The sequence below is a fragment of the Bacillus sp. PPSBB_11 genome, from assembly GCF_038023285.1.
Classification (GTDB): Bacteria; Bacillota; Bacilli; order Bacillales; family Bacillaceae; genus Bacillus; species Bacillus altitudinis.
Genome location: NZ_CP150633.1, coordinates 932,730 through 952,222 on the forward strand (window position 1 = coordinate 932,730; position 19,493 = coordinate 952,222).

Here is a 19,493-nt window from a genome sequence, read left to right on the forward strand (position 1 = left end):
ATCTCCAGTTCATCATTAAGATTCTTTGAACACTTCAGGTAACACCACAAACATAAGCGAGATGCTAAGGCCAATGACAAGTCCAAGCAGTGCTCGTTTTTTCGCTGACATACCTTTGTTCCCTTCATCAAGTACTTGGGCAGGATCGACAATCTTTGCCTGCTTCATCCCGAGCTTTGTCGATTCCAATTCATATAAAAATCGTTCTTTATCGACTTTGGAGTCATTGCTGACAGATTCATCTTCAAGAGCGGATAGTCTCCTTTCAATGACTTGCTGTCTTTTCGTAAATAAGGCTTTGTCCTGCTTTAAAAATGTATCTGACACTTGTTTCACTACCGCCAAAGCTCGAGCTTGATCAGCATCTGTAAACGACAACTGCAATTGTGTATCGGACTGGTTAGTGAGAATCAAACGATTTTTCACATCCTGCCTTTCTTCTTCCTTTACATCACGGAGTGCTTGATTCAGAAATGCATCGCTTTTTAATAGAGATGTCACTTCTGACAGATTGTTATACACACCGTCGTCATATTTCCCAAGCGTCAAGGTCACAGCAGCTGTGTAACTAGACTGGTCTACTGTCCCTTTGGCAAAAAAGAAACCAAAAGCAGCTAATGCGACAGGTAGCAGCACAAGCCAGACGATATATTTTTTCATTCGCTTCCCTATTCTTAACATAAAACCAGACATGCTCATTCTCCCAACATTGACGTATTTGCTTTTTCACTAGTGTAGCCATACAAAATCAGCATCACACGTTTGCCCACGGCTTGAAGCGCTGTTTATTTTTCATGATATTGACCGCTGCGATCACCAGCCCTAGAAACACCCAGTGGAAATATAAATTCGAGACGGAACTAGGACTGATACTTGAGACGAGAAAGCTCAGCATGGCAGCAAATAGACCTTCAATGATCATCTTGGCTGATCTCGTGTCAGCCAATTGGTATTGTTTGTACAGTGAGAACATGAGATAGGCATACACTGAGATATAACCTAGCATGACGGCAAACCCAAAATTCGTCATTACCTCTAGCAGCCAATTGTGAACTTCAACGACCTGATCTGTATCAAAGATAGAAAAGTGAGCTAAGTAATAAGACACATTGCCCGCTCCGACTCCGAAACCGTATGAATTCGTAAAGAAATGCCAGGCGTTTTTGATTAAATTCGCCCGGGCAATGTTGGACGGAAGTGGTTCGCTAAAAGAATGAGCGACCTGAGAAGCGAGAAACAAGTCATAAAAGACAGAATAGATTTTGGCTGAAAAAATGGCGATACAGATGATAACAAGACCGCCTGCTGCCATGATGGACCACTTTTTTAAAAAGCGAGGCATCAGCAGCCATACATAGATTGCCGCTCCGGCTAATATGCCAAGCAAGCTGGCGCGCGATTCTGTTAACAAAATAAGATACAGCGCTAAGATGGCTCCTAGTAATCCGAACGCTTTGATATAACCATTTTTCATTTGGCGCATGCACGCCACATATAAGAAAAAGCTAATAGATAAAAACGTCGCAAAGTCATTTTGGTTAAAGAAGACAGCCGTAGGATAGTGCTGTTTATACGCTGGTCCAAGATACAATGAGGTATTCGGTAAATGATTCAAGGTCAAGTGATTATAGAACCCGATTCCCATCACAAATACAGTCATGACTAGCCAAATACTATAAAAAGTCACGATCTGATCCATTCGCTGAATGTACATGACCACAAGAAAGACAAAACCCATTCCCATCGCAAGAAGAGACATATATTTCAGCCCGTCTGTGACCGAATGAGCCCAAAGCAGTGAGATGAGCCCGTAAAGAAACCATGCAGCGAAAAAACCAAGAATGCCTTTAACACGAATTTGCTGCCACTGGGATATGTACGTTCCTTTGTCTCTCATCCGCCATATGAATAAAGCAAAGACAGCCAAGAGCATGATGCGGTAGAGAAAGAGACTAAAGAACCCGGCACTAATAGAGAAGAAAGCGTTATTGAGAAATGTTAGTGCAATTAAAAGGTAAATGGCTGACATGAATATGTGCTCACCATTCATGTAGAGCTTCATATATATAGCAGCCACCATGAGCACCACAATCAAAACCGGAATGACCACCATCTTCTTTAACCCGATAGACTGTGCGGATGCCATTTGTACAAGCCCGATACCTGCTATTAATAAAATACATCCGATTATGATTTGCCATGCTGTTTGTTTCACACTCATACCCATTTTCCTCCTAAGCAACCCATCCGATTTGAGGGATTAAGCCTTTACTTCCTGTTCATAGTAGGAAATGGTGCGAGCCAAACCTTCTTGTAAAGTCACAACAGGCTCCCATGTTAAGACTTGTTTCGTTTCCTCATTTTCCAATGTACTATGCACAATATCTCCTGCGCGCTGAGGCTTATAAATCGGTTCAAGATCTGATCTCGTGACTCGCTTCATCGTTTGAAACAGCTCATTCACCGTGATGGAATGACCACATGAGATATTTAAACAAACGTTTGATTGAGCTGTTAAAGCTGCAACATTCGCTGCGGCTAGATCACCTACATAGATGAAATCTCTTGTTTGTTCCCCGTTTCCGAAGATGAAAGGTGCCTCCTGTTTTGCAAACTTATCAGAAAAAATTGAGACAACACCGCCTTCACCAAGTGCGTCTTGGCGCGGACCATATACATTGCTGTACCGCATAATACAATAGTCCACATCATAGAGTGATTTCGCCATCTCTAAGTATCGTTCAACTGTCAGTTTCGACAAGCCATAAGGTGAACCAGGCTGCAGTGGATGAGCTGTGTCGACCGGCAGATAGACTGGGTCTCCATAGACTGCTGCCGATGAGGCAAACACCACTTTCTCCACCCCGGCTTCAGCCGCTGCTTTGATCACATGCAGCGAACCTTTAATATTGACCTCTTCGTCGTAGACGAAATGTTGAACCGAAACGGCTACACTCACTTGCGCTGCAAGATGAATGATATAATCTGGTGCAATGTGTTTGATCAAATCGACCGTTTCTGATTTTGTGACATCTGCTTCAATGCATTGTACGGAAAGATGAGCGATATTTTCCTTCGATCCAGTTGAAAAGTTGTCAAGAACGATGGGCTCATAACCTTTCTCTAATAAAGCCTCTACCGTATGAGATCCTATAAATCCACTTCCCCCAGTTACCAATACTTTCTTCATCCAAGTTCCCCCTATTATTGTGCCTTCGATACCAATTCTGTTTCCCATACGCCTGGGCGGCCGATGGACTGGTAAATAAATCCTCTCTCTTTCATTTCTGCTGGATCAAACAAATTCCTTCCATCAATTAAAATGGGAGAACGAAGCAGCTGCTTGATCTGATCCTTATCCATCTTCTGTACGTCATCCCATTCCGTTAAGATAAGACAAGCATCTGTATCTTTCACTGTTTCATAGAGATCATTGCTGAAGACCGCCTGCGGGCCAAGCTCTCTTTCTGCTTCTACATAAGCAATTGGATCATAGGCTTTGACAAAAGCTCCGAGCTCTCTCAGCATTGGGATAATATCTAGTGCTGGGGCTGAACGCATATCGTTTGTATTTGGTTTAAATGCGAGCCCTAAAACGGAAATCGTTTTTCCTTTAATATCACCGAACACACTCATCAGTTTGCTGACAAGATGGGCTCTTTGGTGGTTGTTAGTTTCAATGACAGATTCGATCAGCTTGAACCGGTAGCCAGCTGTTTCGGCAATTTTGAGAAGAGCCATCGTATCTTTTGGGAAACAAGAACCACCAAATCCAATGCCTGCTTTTAAAAATTTATGCCCGATCCGGCTGTCTAACCCAACGCCTTCGCTGACTTTTTCCACATCAGCACCAACTCTCTCGCAAATGTTCGCAATGTCATTGATGAATGAGATTTTTGTGGCGAGCATGGCATTTGCCGCATACTTAATCATTTCTGCACTTTCTAGATTGGTCTCAACCACTTCTGTTTGAAACGGATCATGCAATTTTTTAATGATCGTGGATGCATGTGCGCTTGTAGAGCCAATGACCGCTCTCTCCATATTCATCGTATCTTGAATAGCTGAACCTTCCCGCAGAAACTCTGGATTGGAGACGACGTCAAATGGATATTTACTGCGTGAAGCCTTTTGAACAATGGCTTGAACAAGACGTCCTGTTCCAACTGGCACTGTGCTCTTATTCACGATGATTTTGTAGCCATTCAGGTGTTCCCCAACCGTTTGAGCCACAGCTTTCACGAATGTTAAATCCGCTTCCCCCTGAGATGTCATTGGTGTTCCTACAGCAATATAAATAATCTCTGATTCTCGAATTGCAGCGGGAATATTGGTTGTAAAACACAATCTTCCCTCTTCTGTATTCTTCTCAATCAATTCCTTTAAGCCCGGTTCATAAATTGGAACGAGACCGCTTTTTAAGCTGTTGATTTTTGATTCGTCGATGTCACAACAAATGACGCGATTTCCGATATCAGCAAAACAAGTACCCGATACTAACCCGACATATCCTGTTCCAATCACAGCAATTTTCTTCAACATGTTTCATCCTCTCAGTAAAAGCATATTGGTCGTTCCAAACTGTTTATCTATCAGTCTTTGCACATTTCATCCTGTTTAAACGGTGGAAGTTGATTGATTCAGCACCTTTTCATATTGCTGAATCAGAAGCGTAGCATTATGTGATGATGAATAATCTGTATGGACGATGTGGTGAAGATCGTTCTTCACTTGCTCGTTCCATCTGTTTTCATAAAGATAAGCGTGAATCGCTTCTTTTAGCTGACTCGTTGAACGCGGTTCAATGAGCAGATGTTGATAGGTAGAAAATAGTGATGGGAGACCACCAACCCGTGTTGCGATGACAGGCAGTTTTAAAGCGAGCGCCTCAAGGACGACAGTCGGCATTCCTTCACTGTAGGATGGAAGGGCAAACAGGTCAGCTGCCATTAAATAATGTTTGACTTGTTCATTCGGCACCTGCCCCGGGAGTATAATGGATTCTCCCGCCCGTTCGGCCAGCTCCTTTGCGAGGGGGCCTTTTCCGACAAAGACGGCTTTTACACCCTCCATCCCGCTGACAGCTTCCGCTAATTCAAGCAAACCTTTCTCTTTGACTAAACGGCCGACAAAAACGACGAGCTTGTCGTGAAGCGGTAAACCAATCTGCTTTCTGATGGCTGTTTGATCCTCTGGTGTTCTAGAAAATGACTTGAGCGGAATTCCCAGCGGAAGACATTGTGCATCCACCTCTGTCATGTCATGTGTTTTCTTTGCCAGCTCTTCACTCACTGTGAGAACAGCAGACGCCTGTTTTACTGCTGCTTTAAAGGCTGCAAGCGCCCCTTTGCTATAGTTTGGATAGATGTTCACATCACTGCCGTGTAAGGTCAGAAGATAAGGGATGCTCGCTTCCTTTTGGATCACAGCTGCTGCGCCGCCAGACGGCATGGCAAAGTGCGCATGGATGAAATCCGGTGACAGATCATAACGCTCCATTGTGCGTAGGACAGAAGCTGCGATTCGTTTACTCGGCTGAGCCCATTTTAGCTGTCCAGGCAGTGCTGTATAAGGCGGTCTGTAAACCGGTACTCCGCACCTCACTTCCTGCTGGGGAAGATCTTTTCTCTGACGATAGGAAGCTTTAAGCATCCGTAAGATGGGCGGATTGACAGGGGTAGGACAAATCACGCTCACTTCTACGCCTTGTTTGACCAGCTCCTGCACTTGCGTTTCATGGAAGACGCCTTCACTTGGATGTTTTTCACTAGGATATACACTTGTCAGCCATAGCACCTTCATGACGAACGACCTCTTCTCCATAATTTCCCTGTCACCTGCGGATACATTTTGACAAGCAGCAAGCTATATAAAGCCGCACTTAAACAAATTGTCAGTAGTAATTGAAGCAGTATATCCGCTGATGTCAGCTTCATCCCTTGATGAACAGCTACTGCGCAGCCGGCCATTAATAGCGTCATGACAGCAGGCTTTACGAGTGATTTTACATACATCTTCATATCTAGCTGAATGACGTAAGCCATCAGCCATCTGCCGACAATGAAGTTCAGCAGGCTGACCCCTGAGTAGACCCAAGCTACAGTCAATATACTTCCGGTATGGACTCCTGCATATAAGGCGCATCCATATACGATGAGCATGCCTGTATCCCAATAAAAAGCTAAGTCCGCTCTCCCTTTTGCAAGAAGGATGGAACCATTTGGATTCATCAGCACACGAAGTAGACCGACAATGCACAAAATATTCAAAACCGGGACCGCCACTAGCCATTTCTCTCCAAACACTACTTCTATAAAGCTATCTGATACGGCAGCAAGACCGATGAGTAGTGGAAAACTAATGAGTGCGAGCATATTCGTCATACTGAGGAAGCCCTCACGCAGCCTAGAGTGATCACGCTGACTTTTTGCGAAAACTGGGAAAGCCACTCTCGTCACAATCGGGTTAATTTTCAGCACCGGGATTGTGACGATTTGATAAGCCAGGCTGTAAATCCCTAATGCCTCTGCTCCAAGAAACCGTCCAATTAAAATCATGTCGATATTTGAGCCTGCCCGATTGACAAGCCTTGACGCAAGCTGGAAAGCCCCGAAGGAGAAAAACTCTTTCACTTCCCCTAATGCGAAAACGGGTGCTGGGCGCCACTTCTTCCAATAAGCCGCTGCATACATGAGACCTTTTCCTGATTGAAGCAGCACTTGAGAGACCACATAGGCCACAATTGGATTGATAAAAAAGGCTAGGATAAGTAGAACAATCAGCGAAATGATCGTCGCTATCGTCTCAATCGTACTTAAGGTTTTAAAGGCTAAATCTTTCTGCATCATATATTGGTATTGCTGACCAATTGGTGCAATGAGAAACATGATTGATAATAACTTGAGCAAGCCTTCCAGCTCAGGTCTGGCATAAAAGGCGGCAATCAAGGGACTTGCGAGGATCAATACACAAAACAAGAGAATTCCCGTCAGCAAGTTGATCCAATATAATGTAGATAATTGACGTTCCGTCGTTTGTTCCTTTTGAATGATCGCAGCACCGATGCCTAGATCAAGTAAAATCTGTGTAAATATTGTGACAGTTGTGATCATGCCAACGAGTCCAAATTCTTTCAGTGACATTACGTTCCCTAAAAAGGCGAACTGTGCAATTTGGATGATGGTAATGATCAATGCGGACAAGCTTGTCCATTTTGCTCCGCCCAGCAGGCGATTTTTCATACTTGCCATTTCTCTTCCCTACTTTACTTATCTGGCTCCGTCACCAGTCACGATGACTTTTAACGTTTTTACCATAATCTTCGTGTCGAGAGAAAATGTCAAGTTTTGAATATACTGTAAGTCGTGTGATAATTTTTCACTTGGACTCATTTCATATCCCCCATTTACTTGAGCAAGACCTGTCAGCCCCGGCTTCACTGTCAGTCTTTTTGTAAAGCCTGGAATCGTCCGATTAAATTCGGCAGTAAACATTGGTCTTTCAGGACGTGGACCTACAATACTCATTTCTCCTTTTAACACGTTGATAAACTGCGGCAGTTCATCAATTCTTGTTTTTCTGATGAATGCCCCCACTTTGGTGATACGAGGGTCATTTTTTTGCGCCCATTTCGCTCCTCCGCTTTCTGCGTTGGTTCTCATCGATCTGAGCTTCCATAATTTAAAGTAGACACCGTCTTTTCCGACCCTTTCCTGCATATAAAAGGCTGGCCCTGGTGTTTCTAGCTTAATTAAAAGGGCAAACAGTAAAATGATTGGCGTACTCAACATCAATCCGATGAACGAGAACACGACATCTATGAAACGTTTTGCAAATAAATATCGAACCATATGTTCTGTTAAAGCAAAAGAGTGGTTTCGTCTCACTTCATATTCTCTGTAAAGGTTCATCGCTTTCTCTGCGCTCACTGACCTGCACCTCACCATTCAAAGTAGTTGTTGTGTAAAGAGATGTTCTATGAAAGTCAGTTTAGCAGAGCAACATTAAGCAAATGTAAATGGGCTGTTAAGTCTTGTAAAAGTGTGTTAAGAATGTGCCCTTATATCAAGTTATGCCCTTTTAAACGTAAAAAAGACCCGCATTTCTGCGGGTCTACGTGTCTTTTTTTATTTTGCCTTTACGGATTCGATCGTCTTCAGTCTAAGCGTTCCGTTTGCATCTTTTGTATAAGTTACTTTCACTTTTGATTCTTCTTTTAGGCTGTTCACTTGTTTAGAAAATGTATTTCCGAATTGAATGGCTACTTCTTTTCCATCAATGTTGACAGCAATTGTATGTCCATCAGCCAAACCGACATATGTGCCTTCTTTGGTTACTTCATTTTTCTTCGTTGTAGATTCTTTTTTTGTTTTAGATTCAGCTTTTGACTGATCATTTGTCGTTTCTTCTTTTGTGATTTCCTTACTTGAGCTTTCTTTTGCATCTTCATCAGATTGACCTGCTTGGTCTTCTGTTTGAGCAGCTGTTTCTTTGCTTTCATCATCTGCTTTTTCACTTGCAGACTTGTCTTCCGTCTTTTCGTCTGTTGCATTTTCTTTCTTTTGATCTGCTGCTTCAGTTGTTTCTTTTTTGCTGTTATCCGTATTGTTATCGTTTGACTGATTTGATGTGCCGCATGCTGTGAGCATTACTCCTAGAAGTAAGACTAAAAACGGCATTGTGATTAATTTTTTCAAGATCGTCACCTCTTCATGATTTGTCGATTTGCTGTCATTGGAAGGCAAATACGTGAAAAATCCACCCTCTATGTTTCGATTATAACAAAAATAACCTGAAATGAAATGTATTTTTAACTTGACATATCATTCATCCGATCTATTTTATTCAAAATATTGAGATACACCTGCTGCGATTCCTGAAGCCAGCCGCTCCTTGGCAGTCGTTGATTTTAATATACTGGCATCAATCGGACTGGTTACGAACCCCGTTTCAAGCAAGATGCTGGGCATTTTTGAATACTTGATCACGTAGAATCCTGCTGTCTTCACACCGCGATCTCTTGTGCCAAGGGCTTTCACCATCTGGGGCTGTACCTTTTGTGCCAGCCTTAAACTATTGGCCGAAGCATACGTCGCATCATAATACGTTTCTGTTCCATTTGCACCGCTATAATCATTTGCATTGGCATGGATGCTGATGAACACATCCGCACCAGCCTGTGATCCTTTGCTTACACGTGTTTGCAAGGAATCAAATGTATCAGATGTTCTAGACATGACCGTCAGCGCACCCGCTTGTTTGAGCCTTGCTTGCAGTTTTAACGCGACATCCAGATTAACGTTTTTTTCAAACAGCCCATTTCCTACCGCTCCAGCATCCTGTGCACCATGACCTGGATCAATAAAGATGGTTTCACCTAACACATGATTTTTCAGCTGTGTGATCACACTGGTTCGTATGGTTGATGTTCCGCCCAACACTGTAAATGTTGAAATCTTTTTAGACCCAATGACACGACGAATCGCATCTGGCACAGATTGAGCATCTGTAAGAAGAAGGGTTTGCCCTTGCTTGGCTGCCGTACTTGCCGCAGCTGCCGCATCGGCATATGCATAGCCGTTACTCATATACGTTTGGGTTGTCTTCATCGGGTATGTTTTCGCAATTCGGGCTGCCACTTCATACCGATTAGCTCCACTGATTCTCACGGGTGATGGCAGCTTTTGATAGGCTGCTTGATTGACACTTGTTTCCCCGCCAATCACAATCGTCCGTTTCACCGCTTTGCTTTTTAATAGATTGGCTGTTTCCTGCCGCAGCCCTTTTGCATCGGTTAATAAAATAGGAAAGCCCTGTTTTGCAGCATACGGAGCAATCGCCACAGCATCTGCATAAGCAGAACCATTCACAATCACAGCTGTATCAACACTCTTCATTTGCTTAGCAACGTTTGCCGCCAAATCATATCGATTCTTTCCTTGTATTCGCAATACGGATAGATTCATTGCTTTTAGCTGCGCTACGACTTTTTGCGAAATGCTTGCGGTTCCGCCAAGAATGATGACACGCTTCGTTTTCAACTGCTGAAGACCTGACTTAGTTGCACCTGAAAGACTGCTAGTATTCGTTAACAGCACTGGGGCTCCTTGCTGAAAGGCATACGGCACAGCACTTAGCGCATCAGCATAAGCTTCACCGCCTACTAAAACAACTGTAGGAGCTGCCGACCAGCCTCGTTTTGCAGCGTTAACTGCCACCTCATATCGATTACTTCCCTCAATCTTCGATACATTGTGCTGCGCAAATGCTGATGGTGCATATAAACATAGTGAAATCACAATCAAAACAAAACATTTGATATAAGAACGCATGAAGTCAACCTCCTTGGTTTTGAACCCTTCACCCCGGAAACACTTCATGTACTTTTGAAAAAAGGCTGCCGAGAGTCGTTTCTCGAGCAGCCTAAGAGGTGTATCTTAGGCACCCCTCATCTGTATGTTTTCTTATCTAAAATAGCCTGAAACACCGCTTGAAATACCTGACGCTAATCGATCTTTATAAGTAGCAGATTTCAAAATATTTGAATCAACTGGACTGGAAACAAAACCAGTTTCTAAGAGAACACTTGGCATCTTAGAATATTTAATCACATAGAAACCAGCTGTCTTCACGCCACGGTCTCTTGTGCCTAATGCACTGACCATTTTAGGCTGAATATTTTGCGCGAGCTTCAAGCTGTTTGTTGCCGCATATGTTTTGTCATAATACGTTTCAGTTCCATTTGCACTGCTGTTATCATTTGAGTTCGCATGGACACTGATGAAGATATCTGCATTTGCTGACGCACCTTTGCTCACCCGTGTTTGAAGACTGTCGAATGTGTCTGATGTTCTTGACATCGTCACAAGTGCACCTGCGTTGTTTAACTTTGTATTTAGACGTTTGGCTACATCTAAGTTTAAGTTCTTCTCATATAATCCGTAGCCTACCGCTCCTGAATCATGAGCGCCATGACCTGGGTCAATGAATACTTTTTTGCCAACGACAGGATTTTTCAATTGATTCACGACAGTTGGTGTCACTGTATTTGTACTGCCAACGACAGTAAATTTGGTGATTTTTTTGCTGCTAATCGTCGCTCTTGTTACCTTTGGCAGCGTCTTTTCATTCGTTAGGAGCAATGCTTTGTTTTGCTTTGCTGCAATTCCTGCCGCAGAAGATGAAGTGGCATAGCCAAACCCTCTTCCTACATAGGTATTATTTGTGCTCATATTGTATTTTTTCACAATATTCGCAGCCACGTCATAACGAGTAGAGCCTTTGATTCGCGTTGGAGATTTTAATTGATTATAAGCTGCTTTTGTGACGTAATTCTCTCCGCCTACGACAATGGTTTGTTTCACATTGCTTGCTTTTGCAACAGAAGCGATTTCAGAACGAAGGCCCTTTTTATCTGTATATAGAATTGGGAACCCTTTTTGTGCCGCTACAGGTGCAATGGCAATTCCATGTGCATAGAATGACCCTTCAACCACAACGACGCCAGCTGGCGTTTTCATTTTTTTCGCGATATTTGCCGATAGCTCATATCGGTTTTTTCCTGAAATACGTTGTGTAGAGATGCCCATTTTCTTTACTTGATTGACCACGTTGTTTGACACACTTGATGTGCTGCCTAAAACAATAACTGTCTTCGTTTTTAAAGCCGTTAAGGCTTTTTTTGTATCTCCAGAAAGGCTTGTACTATTTGTGTAAAGAACTGGTCCATTTTTTTGATGTGCCAGTGGAATTCCTGCTGTTGCATCTGCATATGCAGTTTTCCCCACTAAAACAACTGTACTTGCTGTTCCCCATCCTTTTTTCGCTACGTTTGCTGCTACAGCATACCGGCTCCCACCATCAATTCGGGAGACCGAGTTATCTGCTGAAGCTGTTGGAACAATAACGAAAATGGCGATGAGGCTGAGGATGGCTGTTTTGATCATTGAGCGCATCTTCTGTGTCCTCCCTTAACTTTTAATAGTTTGTTAGTTTTGTACCTGGATAGTAGAACGAAAGTATAGAAGAATACGAGTTTCCAGATTCAGCTCTAGCTTTGGCGCCGTATTGACTCATACCAATGCCGTGACCATAGCCTTTTCCTGAAATCGTGAAATCATTTGTATTATTCTTTACTGACGCAAACGTACTTTTCACCTTTGTTGCGCCCATGACTGTTCTAAACTCTGTCATTTTCATACTTGCCGTTGTACTTTTGTTCACTGTATACGTACCTGTTTTGTTTTTCAGATGGTAATTCAGCTTGATTGAAACGGTCTTCGCACGCTGACCTTTTGTTTTTCCTGAGAATGTCAGGCTTGAAATAGATGCAATTCTCATGTCAGATGCAGCTGTTTCTTTATTTTTCAACAGCCATGATTTTAGACCAGCAAGGTCGGCAGCATTGGCTTCTTTTGCCTTAGACCACTCAGAAGCTGCTGTACTTGCAGTCAACGTAGTGCCTAATTGCTTTTTAGACAACTTCAGTGTCCACGCATTGACAGGATCTTTTGTGTCTTTTTTGGCGACTAAGTATGGCAGTGCATTCCCCCATACTTCTTCACTCGCCTCAGTGTATCCGCCATTACTAGAATAATAGGTGGCTGAAATAAGTTGATTGTTGTATTTCAGAACCTTGCCTTTTGTGGCATCCACAGCTTTTGTCGAATTTGTGTACCAGTTATATCCTCCATATACTTGGAAGGCTGTTGTATCAGGTACGACTTTTCCAATACTTTTCACTGAATACGTTCTAGCGGCAACAGCTTGTGCTTTTAATGCCTCAACATGCCAGCTCGCAGGCATTTCGTTTGGCACAACACCTTTTAGATAGTCTTCAAATGGAATATTTTCATTAGTCGGCCTGATATATCCTGATTCAATGGCAAAGTTGACGTTACCTAAGTAAGGCTTCCCTGCGATTTGAAGGACATTTTTGGTTGAATATTTCTCAGGAACAACTCTTAATGTGTTATACGTCTTAATGCCTTTTAATGAAATTTTTCCGTTAGAAATATTCAATTGGTAGTTTTGATTTTTTTTCAGATAGACTTGTTTGGCTAAAGAATTTTTTAAACTATCTGTAATCGCACTTGTGCTACCAGCAAGATGGTAAGCATATGTACCTTTTTCTTTCAGCAATGCTTTTAATGACGCTGTGACAGAATCCGGCTTCACATACACAACGGTACTGTTAGATTTTGCAGCCAATTGCGACAAAGGCATTGCATAAATATAGCTAGAGGCTTTTGCCAAGTACACTTTATCTGCATTAATGTTTAATTTTTTAATGATATTCACAGATAATTCGTAGCGATTGGCACCGCTGATTCGTGTCACCTGTGAGGTTTTCTTGATTTGATTTTCTACTTTTTGTCCCGTACTTTTTGTACTGCCGATGATAATGACTTTACTTGGCATTTTATAAGACGGAATGGAATCTTTTTTTGTTAATAGGATTGGGTATCCTTTTCTCGATGCATAGGATGCAATTGCAATCCCATTCATGAATGAGTTCCCGCCGACAACAATTGCTTGCTTATAGTTACCCATTTCTTTGGCGATTTTTTGGGAAATTTCAAATTTGTCTTTCCCACTAATGCGTCTCACTTTTCCATACTTTTTGATTGATTTCTCAGCAGCTGTTGAAATACTTTTCGTATTCCCGACAATTAAGATGTTATCAGGATTCATCTTTTTCAACTGATTTTCAGTTGTCTTCGTTAGCTTTTCAATGTTCGTGTACAAAATTGGGGCGCCTAATTTGTATGCTAACGGCGATACAGAAATGGCATGATCAAAAGCATCTCGGCTCACAATCACAACGGTTGAAGGATTTTTCCATCCTGCAGAAGCAATACTATTGGCTACTTCGTAACGATTTTTGCCGTCGTATCTTTTCGTCACAGCGACATTTGATCCTGATAGTTTGTATTCCCCCGTTGTTGAGAAATCCATGCTGTTTTTGTTTCCGATATAGTTAGACAGTTTTACTGAAATTGTCGAGCTGGCCATGGCAGACTGAAAAGGTGCAATTAGTAGTGTCAGTGTCATGAGAACGATAAGTGTAATGCCTGTTTTCTTCAATTTTGTTCATCCCGCCCATCTTTTTTTACTTCTGTTTTTCAATCTTCTGAATTTCTTTTTGACCACTGTCATTGATAAAGTAAGAGATTTCTACTTTGTCACCTGGTTTAAATTCATTTAATACATCTTTAAAATTATCCGTAAATTCATAGCTTAAGGTCGTATTCACTTTTTTCACTTCGACTGTATGTGCATCAGCCATTCCAATAAATTCAGCTTTTTCTTCCAGCACCTGAGGAGTTGAACTGCTTGTCTTGTTTTCTCCTGAGGATTGCTCAGCCGTTCCACATGCTGTGAGCACGATACCTAGTAGTAGTATTAAGAACGGTAAAACGACGATTTTCTTCATTTTTTTCACCTCATGTCTTTGTATCGTCTTATAACTTAATATTTTAAGGTAAATTTAAGGTTTTTTGAAACCTTTTTTTTGTTACAACGTCTATATCTAGGTTCAGAGTAAAAAAATAACTTGTTTATCAAGATTCGTAAACCTATAATCATGGAAGAATCATAGAAAAGGTGAGGGACATTATGAGAGCTGAGAGAAAAAGAAAGAAAAAGAAGGTTCTTTGGATTGTTTTATCGATTATTGGCTTATTCGTATTAGCCACTGGCGGATACGCGTATCATCTTTGGAATACAGCCGCATCCACTGTCGCAGGCATTCAAGAGAACTTAAAGAAGTCAGATAAGCGTGACAAAGATGTCGATTTAAGTAAAAAAGACCCGATCTCCATTTTAGTCATGGGTGTCGATGAAAGAAAGAATGACCGAGGCCGTGCAGATACATTAATATACATGACAGTGAATCCGAAAACGAAAACAACTGAAATGGTGAGTATCCCCCGTGATACGTATACAAAAATTGTCGGAAAAGGCACAATGGATAAAATCAACCACTCTTATGCTTTCGGTGGTACACAAATGGCTGCAGATACAGTAGAGGAACTGCTTGATGTACCTGTGGATTACTTTGTGAAAGTGAATATGGAAAGTTTCAAAGACATTGTCGATACACTTGGCGGCATTACGGTGAACAGCACGTTTGCTTTCAGCTATGATGGCCATTCATTTGGTACAGGAGAAATTAACCTGAACGGCGATCAAGCCCTTGCCTATACAAGAATGAGAAAGCAAGATCCTAAAGGTGATTTCGGCCGTCAGCAAAGACAGCGTCAAGTCATTGAAGGCATCATTGCAAAAGGCGCTAACATTTCATCTATTACGAAATTCGGCGATATGTTTAAAGTCGTTGAAAACAACATGAAAACGAATATGTCCTTTGACGACATGTGGACGATGATGAATGATTATCGTGATGCAAGACAAAATGTGAAACAGCACGAGCTGAAAGGTACAGGCGCACGAATCAATAATATTTATTACTATCAGCTTGATGACAGCAGTTTAGCGAAAGTGAAGAAGGAATTGAAGGATAGTTTGGAGCAGTAAAAAAGAAGACTACAGGAATGTAGTCTTCTTTTTTTATGATTGGAATGGGGCTGGTTTTTCATCACTTAAACCATAACGATGGAGAAGCTCTTCGACAATTCGTTTTGACGCTTGTCCATCACCATATGGATTAGACGCCTTTGACATGTTGTCGTACTCTTTCTGATCGACTAGAAGCTGTTTTGCCATGTTGTAAATGGTCTCTTCATCTGTACCTGCGAGCTTCAGCGTACCAGCTTTCACACCTTCAGGGCGTTCTGTTGTATCGCGCAGCACTAGTACTGGCTTCCCTAGAGAAGGCGCCTCCTCTTGTACACCGCCAGAATCCGTTAGAATAAAGTGCGAGGCAGCAGCGAAGTTATGGAAATCAACTACTTCGAGCGGCTCAATTAAGTGCACACGATCAAGATCACTGAATTCTGTCTGAGCCGCATCACGAACAGCAGGGTTTAAATGTACAGGATATACAACCTGAACATCTTCAAACTCTTCTACAATACGTCTAATCGCTCTAAACATGTTTTTCATCGGCTGGCCGAGATTTTCTCTGCGATGAGCCGTTAACAAAATCATTTTATCTGTGCCTATTTTCTCTAAAATAGGGTGTTGATACTGCTCTGTAACCGTTGTTTGCAATGCATCAATCGCTGTATTCCCCGTCACACAAATCGTCTCTTCTTTTTTATTTTCAATTAAAAGATTCTGTTTCGCCTCATTTGTAGGAGCAAAATGAATATCGGCAATCGTGCCTGTCATTTGTCGGTTCAATTCCTCAGGGAACGGCGAGTATTTATTGTGTGTTCTTAAACCCGCTTCAACGTGACCGACAGAAATTTGGTGGTAGAATGCGGCCAAGCTTCCTGCAAAGGTTGTAGTGGTGTCTCCATGAACAAGGACAATATCAGGTTTTTCCTCTTGGAATAATTGATCTAGTTTCAACAATGCATTTGATGTAATTTCAGATAATGTTTGGCGCTGCTTCATGATGTTTAGATCATGGTCTGGCGTAATAGAAAATGCCTCAAGAACTTGATCTAGCATTTCTCTATGCTGAGCTGTTACAGTGACAATTGAATTTATTTGTGGATGTTTATTAAGTTCAAGGACAAGTGGAGCCATTTTGATTGCTTCAGGTCTAGTACCGAAAATAGTCATTACATTTAGTTTTTTCACTTGTTTATGCCTCTTTCCTAGTATAATACTTTCAATTATACACAATTTGGAGGATAAATTTAATGATATAAAAAAGAAATTTACATTGAATTAACGTTATCATTCACCCTCCTTTACATTTAAAATATAAAATGTAAACTATCTAAAAATCATTTTTAGTGAAATCATTTGTCTTTCCTATGATTTGTAAGTTACACTTTATAAAGACGACCAAGAACTAACATTGATTATTAAATCGGTTATCTATGTAAGGAAGGTGCAAAGTTCATTGAAAAAAGTACGTAAAGCCATAATACCAGCAGCAGGTCTCGGAACACGTTTCCTCCCTGCCACAAAGGCTATGCCTAAAGAAATGCTGCCAATCGTTGATAAACCAACCATTCAATATATTATTGAAGAAGCTGTTGAATCAGGAATTGAAGACATTATTATTGTCACTGGAAAAGGAAAAAGAGCCATTGAGGATCATTTTGATTTTGCGCCAGAGCTTGAGCGCAACCTTGAAGAAAAAGGAAAAAGTGAACTTTTAGAAAAAGTGAGAAAGTCCTCTAATATTGCAGATATTCATTACATCCGCCAAAAAGAACCAAAAGGTTTAGGACATGCCGTTTGGTGCGCACGCAACTTTATCGGTGATGAACCCTTTGCTGTTTTATTAGGTGATGATATTGTCCAAGCCGAAACACCTGGACTTCGCCAGCTGATGGATGAATATGAAAAAACCCTTTCGTCCGTGATCGGTGTTCAGCAGGTAGCAGACAGCGATACGCATCGCTATGGAATCATTGATCCTCTTACCCAAGAAGGACGCCGCTATCAAGTGAAAAACTTTGTTGAAAAGCCGCCGCAAGGAACAGCACCATCCAATTTAGCCATTTTGGGGCGCTACATTTTCACGCCTGAGATCTTTATGTACCTTGATCAACAAGAAATTGGTGCGGGCGGAGAAATTCAGCTGACAGATGCCATTCAAAAGCTCAATGACATCCAGCGTGTATTTGCCTATGATTTTGAAGGAAAACGATATGATGTCGGAGAGAAGCAAGGTTTCATTGAAACGACGCTAGAGTTTGCCCTTCAAGATGAAGAGCTCAAGAAAAAACTCATTCCATTTATGAAACAACTTCTTGAAAAAGAAGAAGTGAATTAAAAAAAGCTGCCGGCATCGGCAGCTTTTTTATTTGATCGCTGAAACGGTCAGCGTATGCTGTTCATTATCAATGACAAACAGGTTATGTTCGCCCTTTACTGCGAACTTCGTTTGTTTCTCATTCATCCAGACATTCTGTTCTGTCAGTCCAAGTGTTGAAGGAGAGATAGGCATGATCTCGCGGAACACCATCGTATTTGCCTGGCCATTTTGAATCACATAATCGGTTTTCTCAGTGGTCAGCCGCTCAACGGTATCACCTTGCTCACTTTTGACCGAGCTAAGTGTTTGCATTCTTTGCTTCAGCACAGACTCTTCTTTTCCAAGGAAAGAAAGTAAGTACTCATACGAACCCGCAGATGCGGGTGATACGTAGGAATTGAACTGTGCTGGTCCGATGGATAACGGCTTCAATTCATCTGCGTTTTGTAGCGCATCAGGTTTCACATAATACGTCTCTGATGCTGTTTTGATTTGAACGGCTTGTTTATTTTTAGCCACAGCCTTTACTTCTTGTCCAAACGATAATGTGACGTCTGCCTTTTCTTTCATGGCCCTGTCTGTATAAACCGTCATTGGATCTGCCTTAACTATGGCCTGTTGATCAATCTTTTTCATATCATCAGGGGCACCTTTTGTCTCATGGTTCGTTGACTGGGGCGCCTCTGTTTTACCTGAAGGAATTGCACCAAATGTCGCAAGTGTACGAAGCGGGCGATCCGAAAACATTGAAAGGGCAAGTAAGATGGTTAAAACAGCTATCATGGTCACTTGAAACGCTGGTCCAAAAAATGAACGTCGTTTCTCGTTCTCATGATAACGAGACACCTTCTCTGTCTTTTGTACGCCTTTTCGACCTTCTTTGTGCTTCAATTGGTATTCCTTTTTTTCTTTCTTGGAAAGCTTGTTAAACCAATCAACAAACTCCTTATACTCTTTCACAACCTTTTTCGTATCATCAAACATACGAAGTTCACCATAATGCATCCAAGCAACCCGATCACAGATTTTTTGGATTTGACTAATGGAGTGACTGACAAAAAAGATCGTCTTTCCTTGTTCTTTGAATTCGGTGATGCGATCCACACATTTTTGATAGAAGGTTTGGTCTCCTACAGACAGTGCCTCATCAATAATGAGGATATCTGGATCTATATGTGCTGAAATAGCAAAACCAAGACGGGATTTCATTCCGCTTGAATAGCTCTTTACAGGCTGGTCTATAAAGTCTCCAATATCCGCAAACTCTACGATTTTTTCATAAAGATCGTCAATTTCCTTATTTGTCAGACCCATCATTAAGCATTTTAAACGAATGTTGTCTTTACCGCTTAACTGATTGTTCAGCCCTGCCGCAATGGCAATTAACGATGGCTGGCCGTCCATATCAATCTCACCACTTGTCGGTGGAATGATTTTCGCTAGAAGGTTCGACATCGTGGATTTCCCAGAACCGTTGATCCCTACAAAACCAATCGTCTCTCCTTCATAGACATCAAACGACACATCACGAACGGCAAAGAAACCTTTTTCATTTTTATTAGGAAAAAACAGCCCTTTGATCTTGTCAGACTGCTTTTTATATAAGACGTATTGCTTGGATACGTTTCGAAACGAAACCTTTAGTTTCATC

The 19,493-nt window shown here is 41.7% G+C and carries 16 protein-coding genes; 2 read left to right on the top strand and 14 right to left on the bottom strand.

Annotation, left to right across the window (positions count from 1 at the left end):
• Window positions 1-15: 15 nt before the first annotated feature.
• The 12 genes from V7L95_RS04745 to V7L95_RS04800 form a co-directional block, all read right to left on the bottom strand.
• Window positions 16-693, bottom strand: coding sequence for a hypothetical protein (locus tag V7L95_RS04745; protein WP_017357858.1), 678 nt, complete (start codon window positions 691-693; stop codon window positions 16-18).
• 61 nt (window positions 694-754) lie between these two features.
• A complete protein-coding gene (locus V7L95_RS04750; protein WP_008348285.1) occupies window positions 755-2,221 on the bottom strand; it encodes an O-antigen ligase family protein in 1,467 nt (488 codons plus the stop codon).
• A 39-nt stretch (window positions 2,222-2,260) separates the two neighbouring features.
• On the bottom strand, window positions 2,261-3,190 hold the full coding sequence (locus V7L95_RS04755) for an NAD-dependent epimerase/dehydratase family protein (protein ID WP_065461165.1): 930 nt from the start codon (window positions 3,188-3,190) through the stop codon (window positions 2,261-2,263).
• Window positions 3,191-3,204: 14 nt separating this feature from the next.
• Window positions 3,205-4,542, bottom strand: coding sequence for a UDP-glucose/GDP-mannose dehydrogenase family protein (locus tag V7L95_RS04760; RefSeq protein ID WP_048001926.1), 1,338 nt, complete (start codon window positions 4,540-4,542; stop codon window positions 3,205-3,207).
• 75 nt (window positions 4,543-4,617) lie between these two features.
• Window positions 4,618-5,802: a glycosyltransferase gene (locus V7L95_RS04765; RefSeq protein WP_046344600.1), complete on the bottom strand. Its 1,185-nt coding sequence runs from the start codon at window positions 5,800-5,802 to the stop codon at window positions 4,618-4,620.
• On the bottom strand, window positions 5,799-7,250 hold the full coding sequence (locus V7L95_RS04770) for an MOP flippase family protein (protein ID WP_046344602.1): 1,452 nt from the start codon (window positions 7,248-7,250) through the stop codon (window positions 5,799-5,801). The genes V7L95_RS04765 and V7L95_RS04770 overlap by 4 nt, the downstream gene beginning before the upstream one ends.
• A gap of 18 nt (window positions 7,251-7,268) precedes the next feature.
• A complete protein-coding gene (locus V7L95_RS04775) occupies window positions 7,269-7,928 on the bottom strand; it encodes an exopolysaccharide biosynthesis polyprenyl glycosylphosphotransferase (RefSeq protein WP_008348294.1) in 660 nt (219 codons plus the stop codon).
• A gap of 198 nt (window positions 7,929-8,126) precedes the next feature.
• Window positions 8,127-8,705, bottom strand: a complete 579-nt coding sequence (locus V7L95_RS04780) for a hypothetical protein (protein WP_223255607.1) — start codon at window positions 8,703-8,705, stop codon at window positions 8,127-8,129.
• Window positions 8,706-8,840: 135 nt separating this feature from the next.
• Entirely contained in the window at window positions 8,841-10,331 is a 1,491-nt protein-coding gene (locus tag V7L95_RS04785) for an N-acetylmuramoyl-L-alanine amidase (protein WP_340968294.1), read from the bottom strand.
• Window positions 10,332-10,463: 132 nt separating this feature from the next.
• Complete coding sequence (locus tag V7L95_RS04790; protein ID WP_008348299.1) at window positions 10,464-11,954, bottom strand: N-acetylmuramoyl-L-alanine amidase; 1,491 nt, start codon at window positions 11,952-11,954, stop codon at window positions 10,464-10,466.
• 22 nt (window positions 11,955-11,976) lie between these two features.
• Window positions 11,977-14,085: a SpoIID/LytB domain-containing protein gene (locus V7L95_RS04795; RefSeq protein ID WP_008348301.1), complete on the bottom strand. Its 2,109-nt coding sequence runs from the start codon at window positions 14,083-14,085 to the stop codon at window positions 11,977-11,979.
• 25 nt (window positions 14,086-14,110) lie between these two features.
• Window positions 14,111-14,434 (bottom strand): hypothetical protein, encoded by a 324-nt coding sequence (locus V7L95_RS04800; RefSeq protein WP_035701604.1) that lies wholly within the window; start codon window positions 14,432-14,434, stop codon window positions 14,111-14,113.
• A 182-nt stretch (window positions 14,435-14,616) separates the two neighbouring features.
• Between V7L95_RS04800 and V7L95_RS04805 the strand changes: the two genes are divergently transcribed.
• A complete protein-coding gene (locus V7L95_RS04805) occupies window positions 14,617-15,537 on the top strand; it encodes a LytR family transcriptional regulator (RefSeq protein WP_008348305.1) in 921 nt (306 codons plus the stop codon).
• Window positions 15,538-15,570: 33 nt separating this feature from the next.
• Here the strand turns inward: V7L95_RS04805 and wecB are convergent, their stop codons facing one another.
• Window positions 15,571-16,710 (bottom strand): UDP-N-acetylglucosamine 2-epimerase (non-hydrolyzing), encoded by a 1,140-nt coding sequence (gene wecB / locus V7L95_RS04810; protein ID WP_017359979.1) that lies wholly within the window; start codon window positions 16,708-16,710, stop codon window positions 15,571-15,573.
• A gap of 268 nt (window positions 16,711-16,978) precedes the next feature.
• Between wecB and galU the strand changes: the two genes are divergently transcribed.
• The gene (galU, locus tag V7L95_RS04815) at window positions 16,979-17,860 is read left to right on the top strand and encodes a UTP--glucose-1-phosphate uridylyltransferase GalU (protein ID WP_008343198.1); all 882 of its coding nucleotides are present in this window, start codon (window positions 16,979-16,981) and stop codon (window positions 17,858-17,860) included.
• Between the two features lie 27 nt (window positions 17,861-17,887).
• Here galU and tagH read toward each other — a convergent pair whose 3' ends face one another.
• Entirely contained in the window at window positions 17,888-19,492 is a 1,605-nt protein-coding gene (gene tagH, locus V7L95_RS04820) for a teichoic acids export ABC transporter ATP-binding subunit TagH (RefSeq protein WP_046344607.1), read from the bottom strand.
• Window position 19,493: the final 1 nt, after the last annotated feature.

Bases quoted from the DNA above. Each gene is read 5' to 3' on its own strand.
- V7L95_RS04745 (WP_017357858.1), bottom strand. From the start codon at position 693: ATGTCTGGTTTTATGTTAAGAATAGGGAAGCGAATGAAAAAATATATC.
- V7L95_RS04750 (WP_008348285.1), bottom strand. From the start codon at position 2,221: ATGAGTGTGAAACAAACAGCATGGCAAATCATAATCGGATGTATTTTA.
- V7L95_RS04755 (WP_065461165.1), bottom strand. From the start codon at position 3,190: ATGAAGAAAGTATTGGTAACTGGGGGAAGTGGATTTATAGGATCTCAT.
- V7L95_RS04760 (WP_048001926.1), bottom strand. From the start codon at position 4,542: ATGTTGAAGAAAATTGCTGTGATTGGAACAGGATATGTCGGGTTAGTA.
- V7L95_RS04765 (WP_046344600.1), bottom strand. From the start codon at position 5,802: ATGAAGGTGCTATGGCTGACAAGTGTATATCCTAGTGAAAAACATCCA.
- V7L95_RS04770 (WP_046344602.1), bottom strand. From the start codon at position 7,250: ATGGCAAGTATGAAAAATCGCCTGCTGGGCGGAGCAAAATGGACAAGC.
- V7L95_RS04785 (WP_340968294.1), bottom strand. From the start codon at position 10,331: ATGCGTTCTTATATCAAATGTTTTGTTTTGATTGTGATTTCACTATGT.
- V7L95_RS04790 (WP_008348299.1), bottom strand. From the start codon at position 11,954: ATGCGCTCAATGATCAAAACAGCCATCCTCAGCCTCATCGCCATTTTC.
- V7L95_RS04800 (WP_035701604.1), bottom strand. From the start codon at position 14,434: ATGAAGAAAATCGTCGTTTTACCGTTCTTAATACTACTACTAGGTATC.
- V7L95_RS04805 (WP_008348305.1), top strand. From the start codon at position 14,617: ATGAGAGCTGAGAGAAAAAGAAAGAAAAAGAAGGTTCTTTGGATTGTT.
- tagH (WP_046344607.1), bottom strand. From the start codon at position 19,492: ATGAAACTAAAGGTTTCGTTTCGAAACGTATCCAAGCAATACGTCTTA.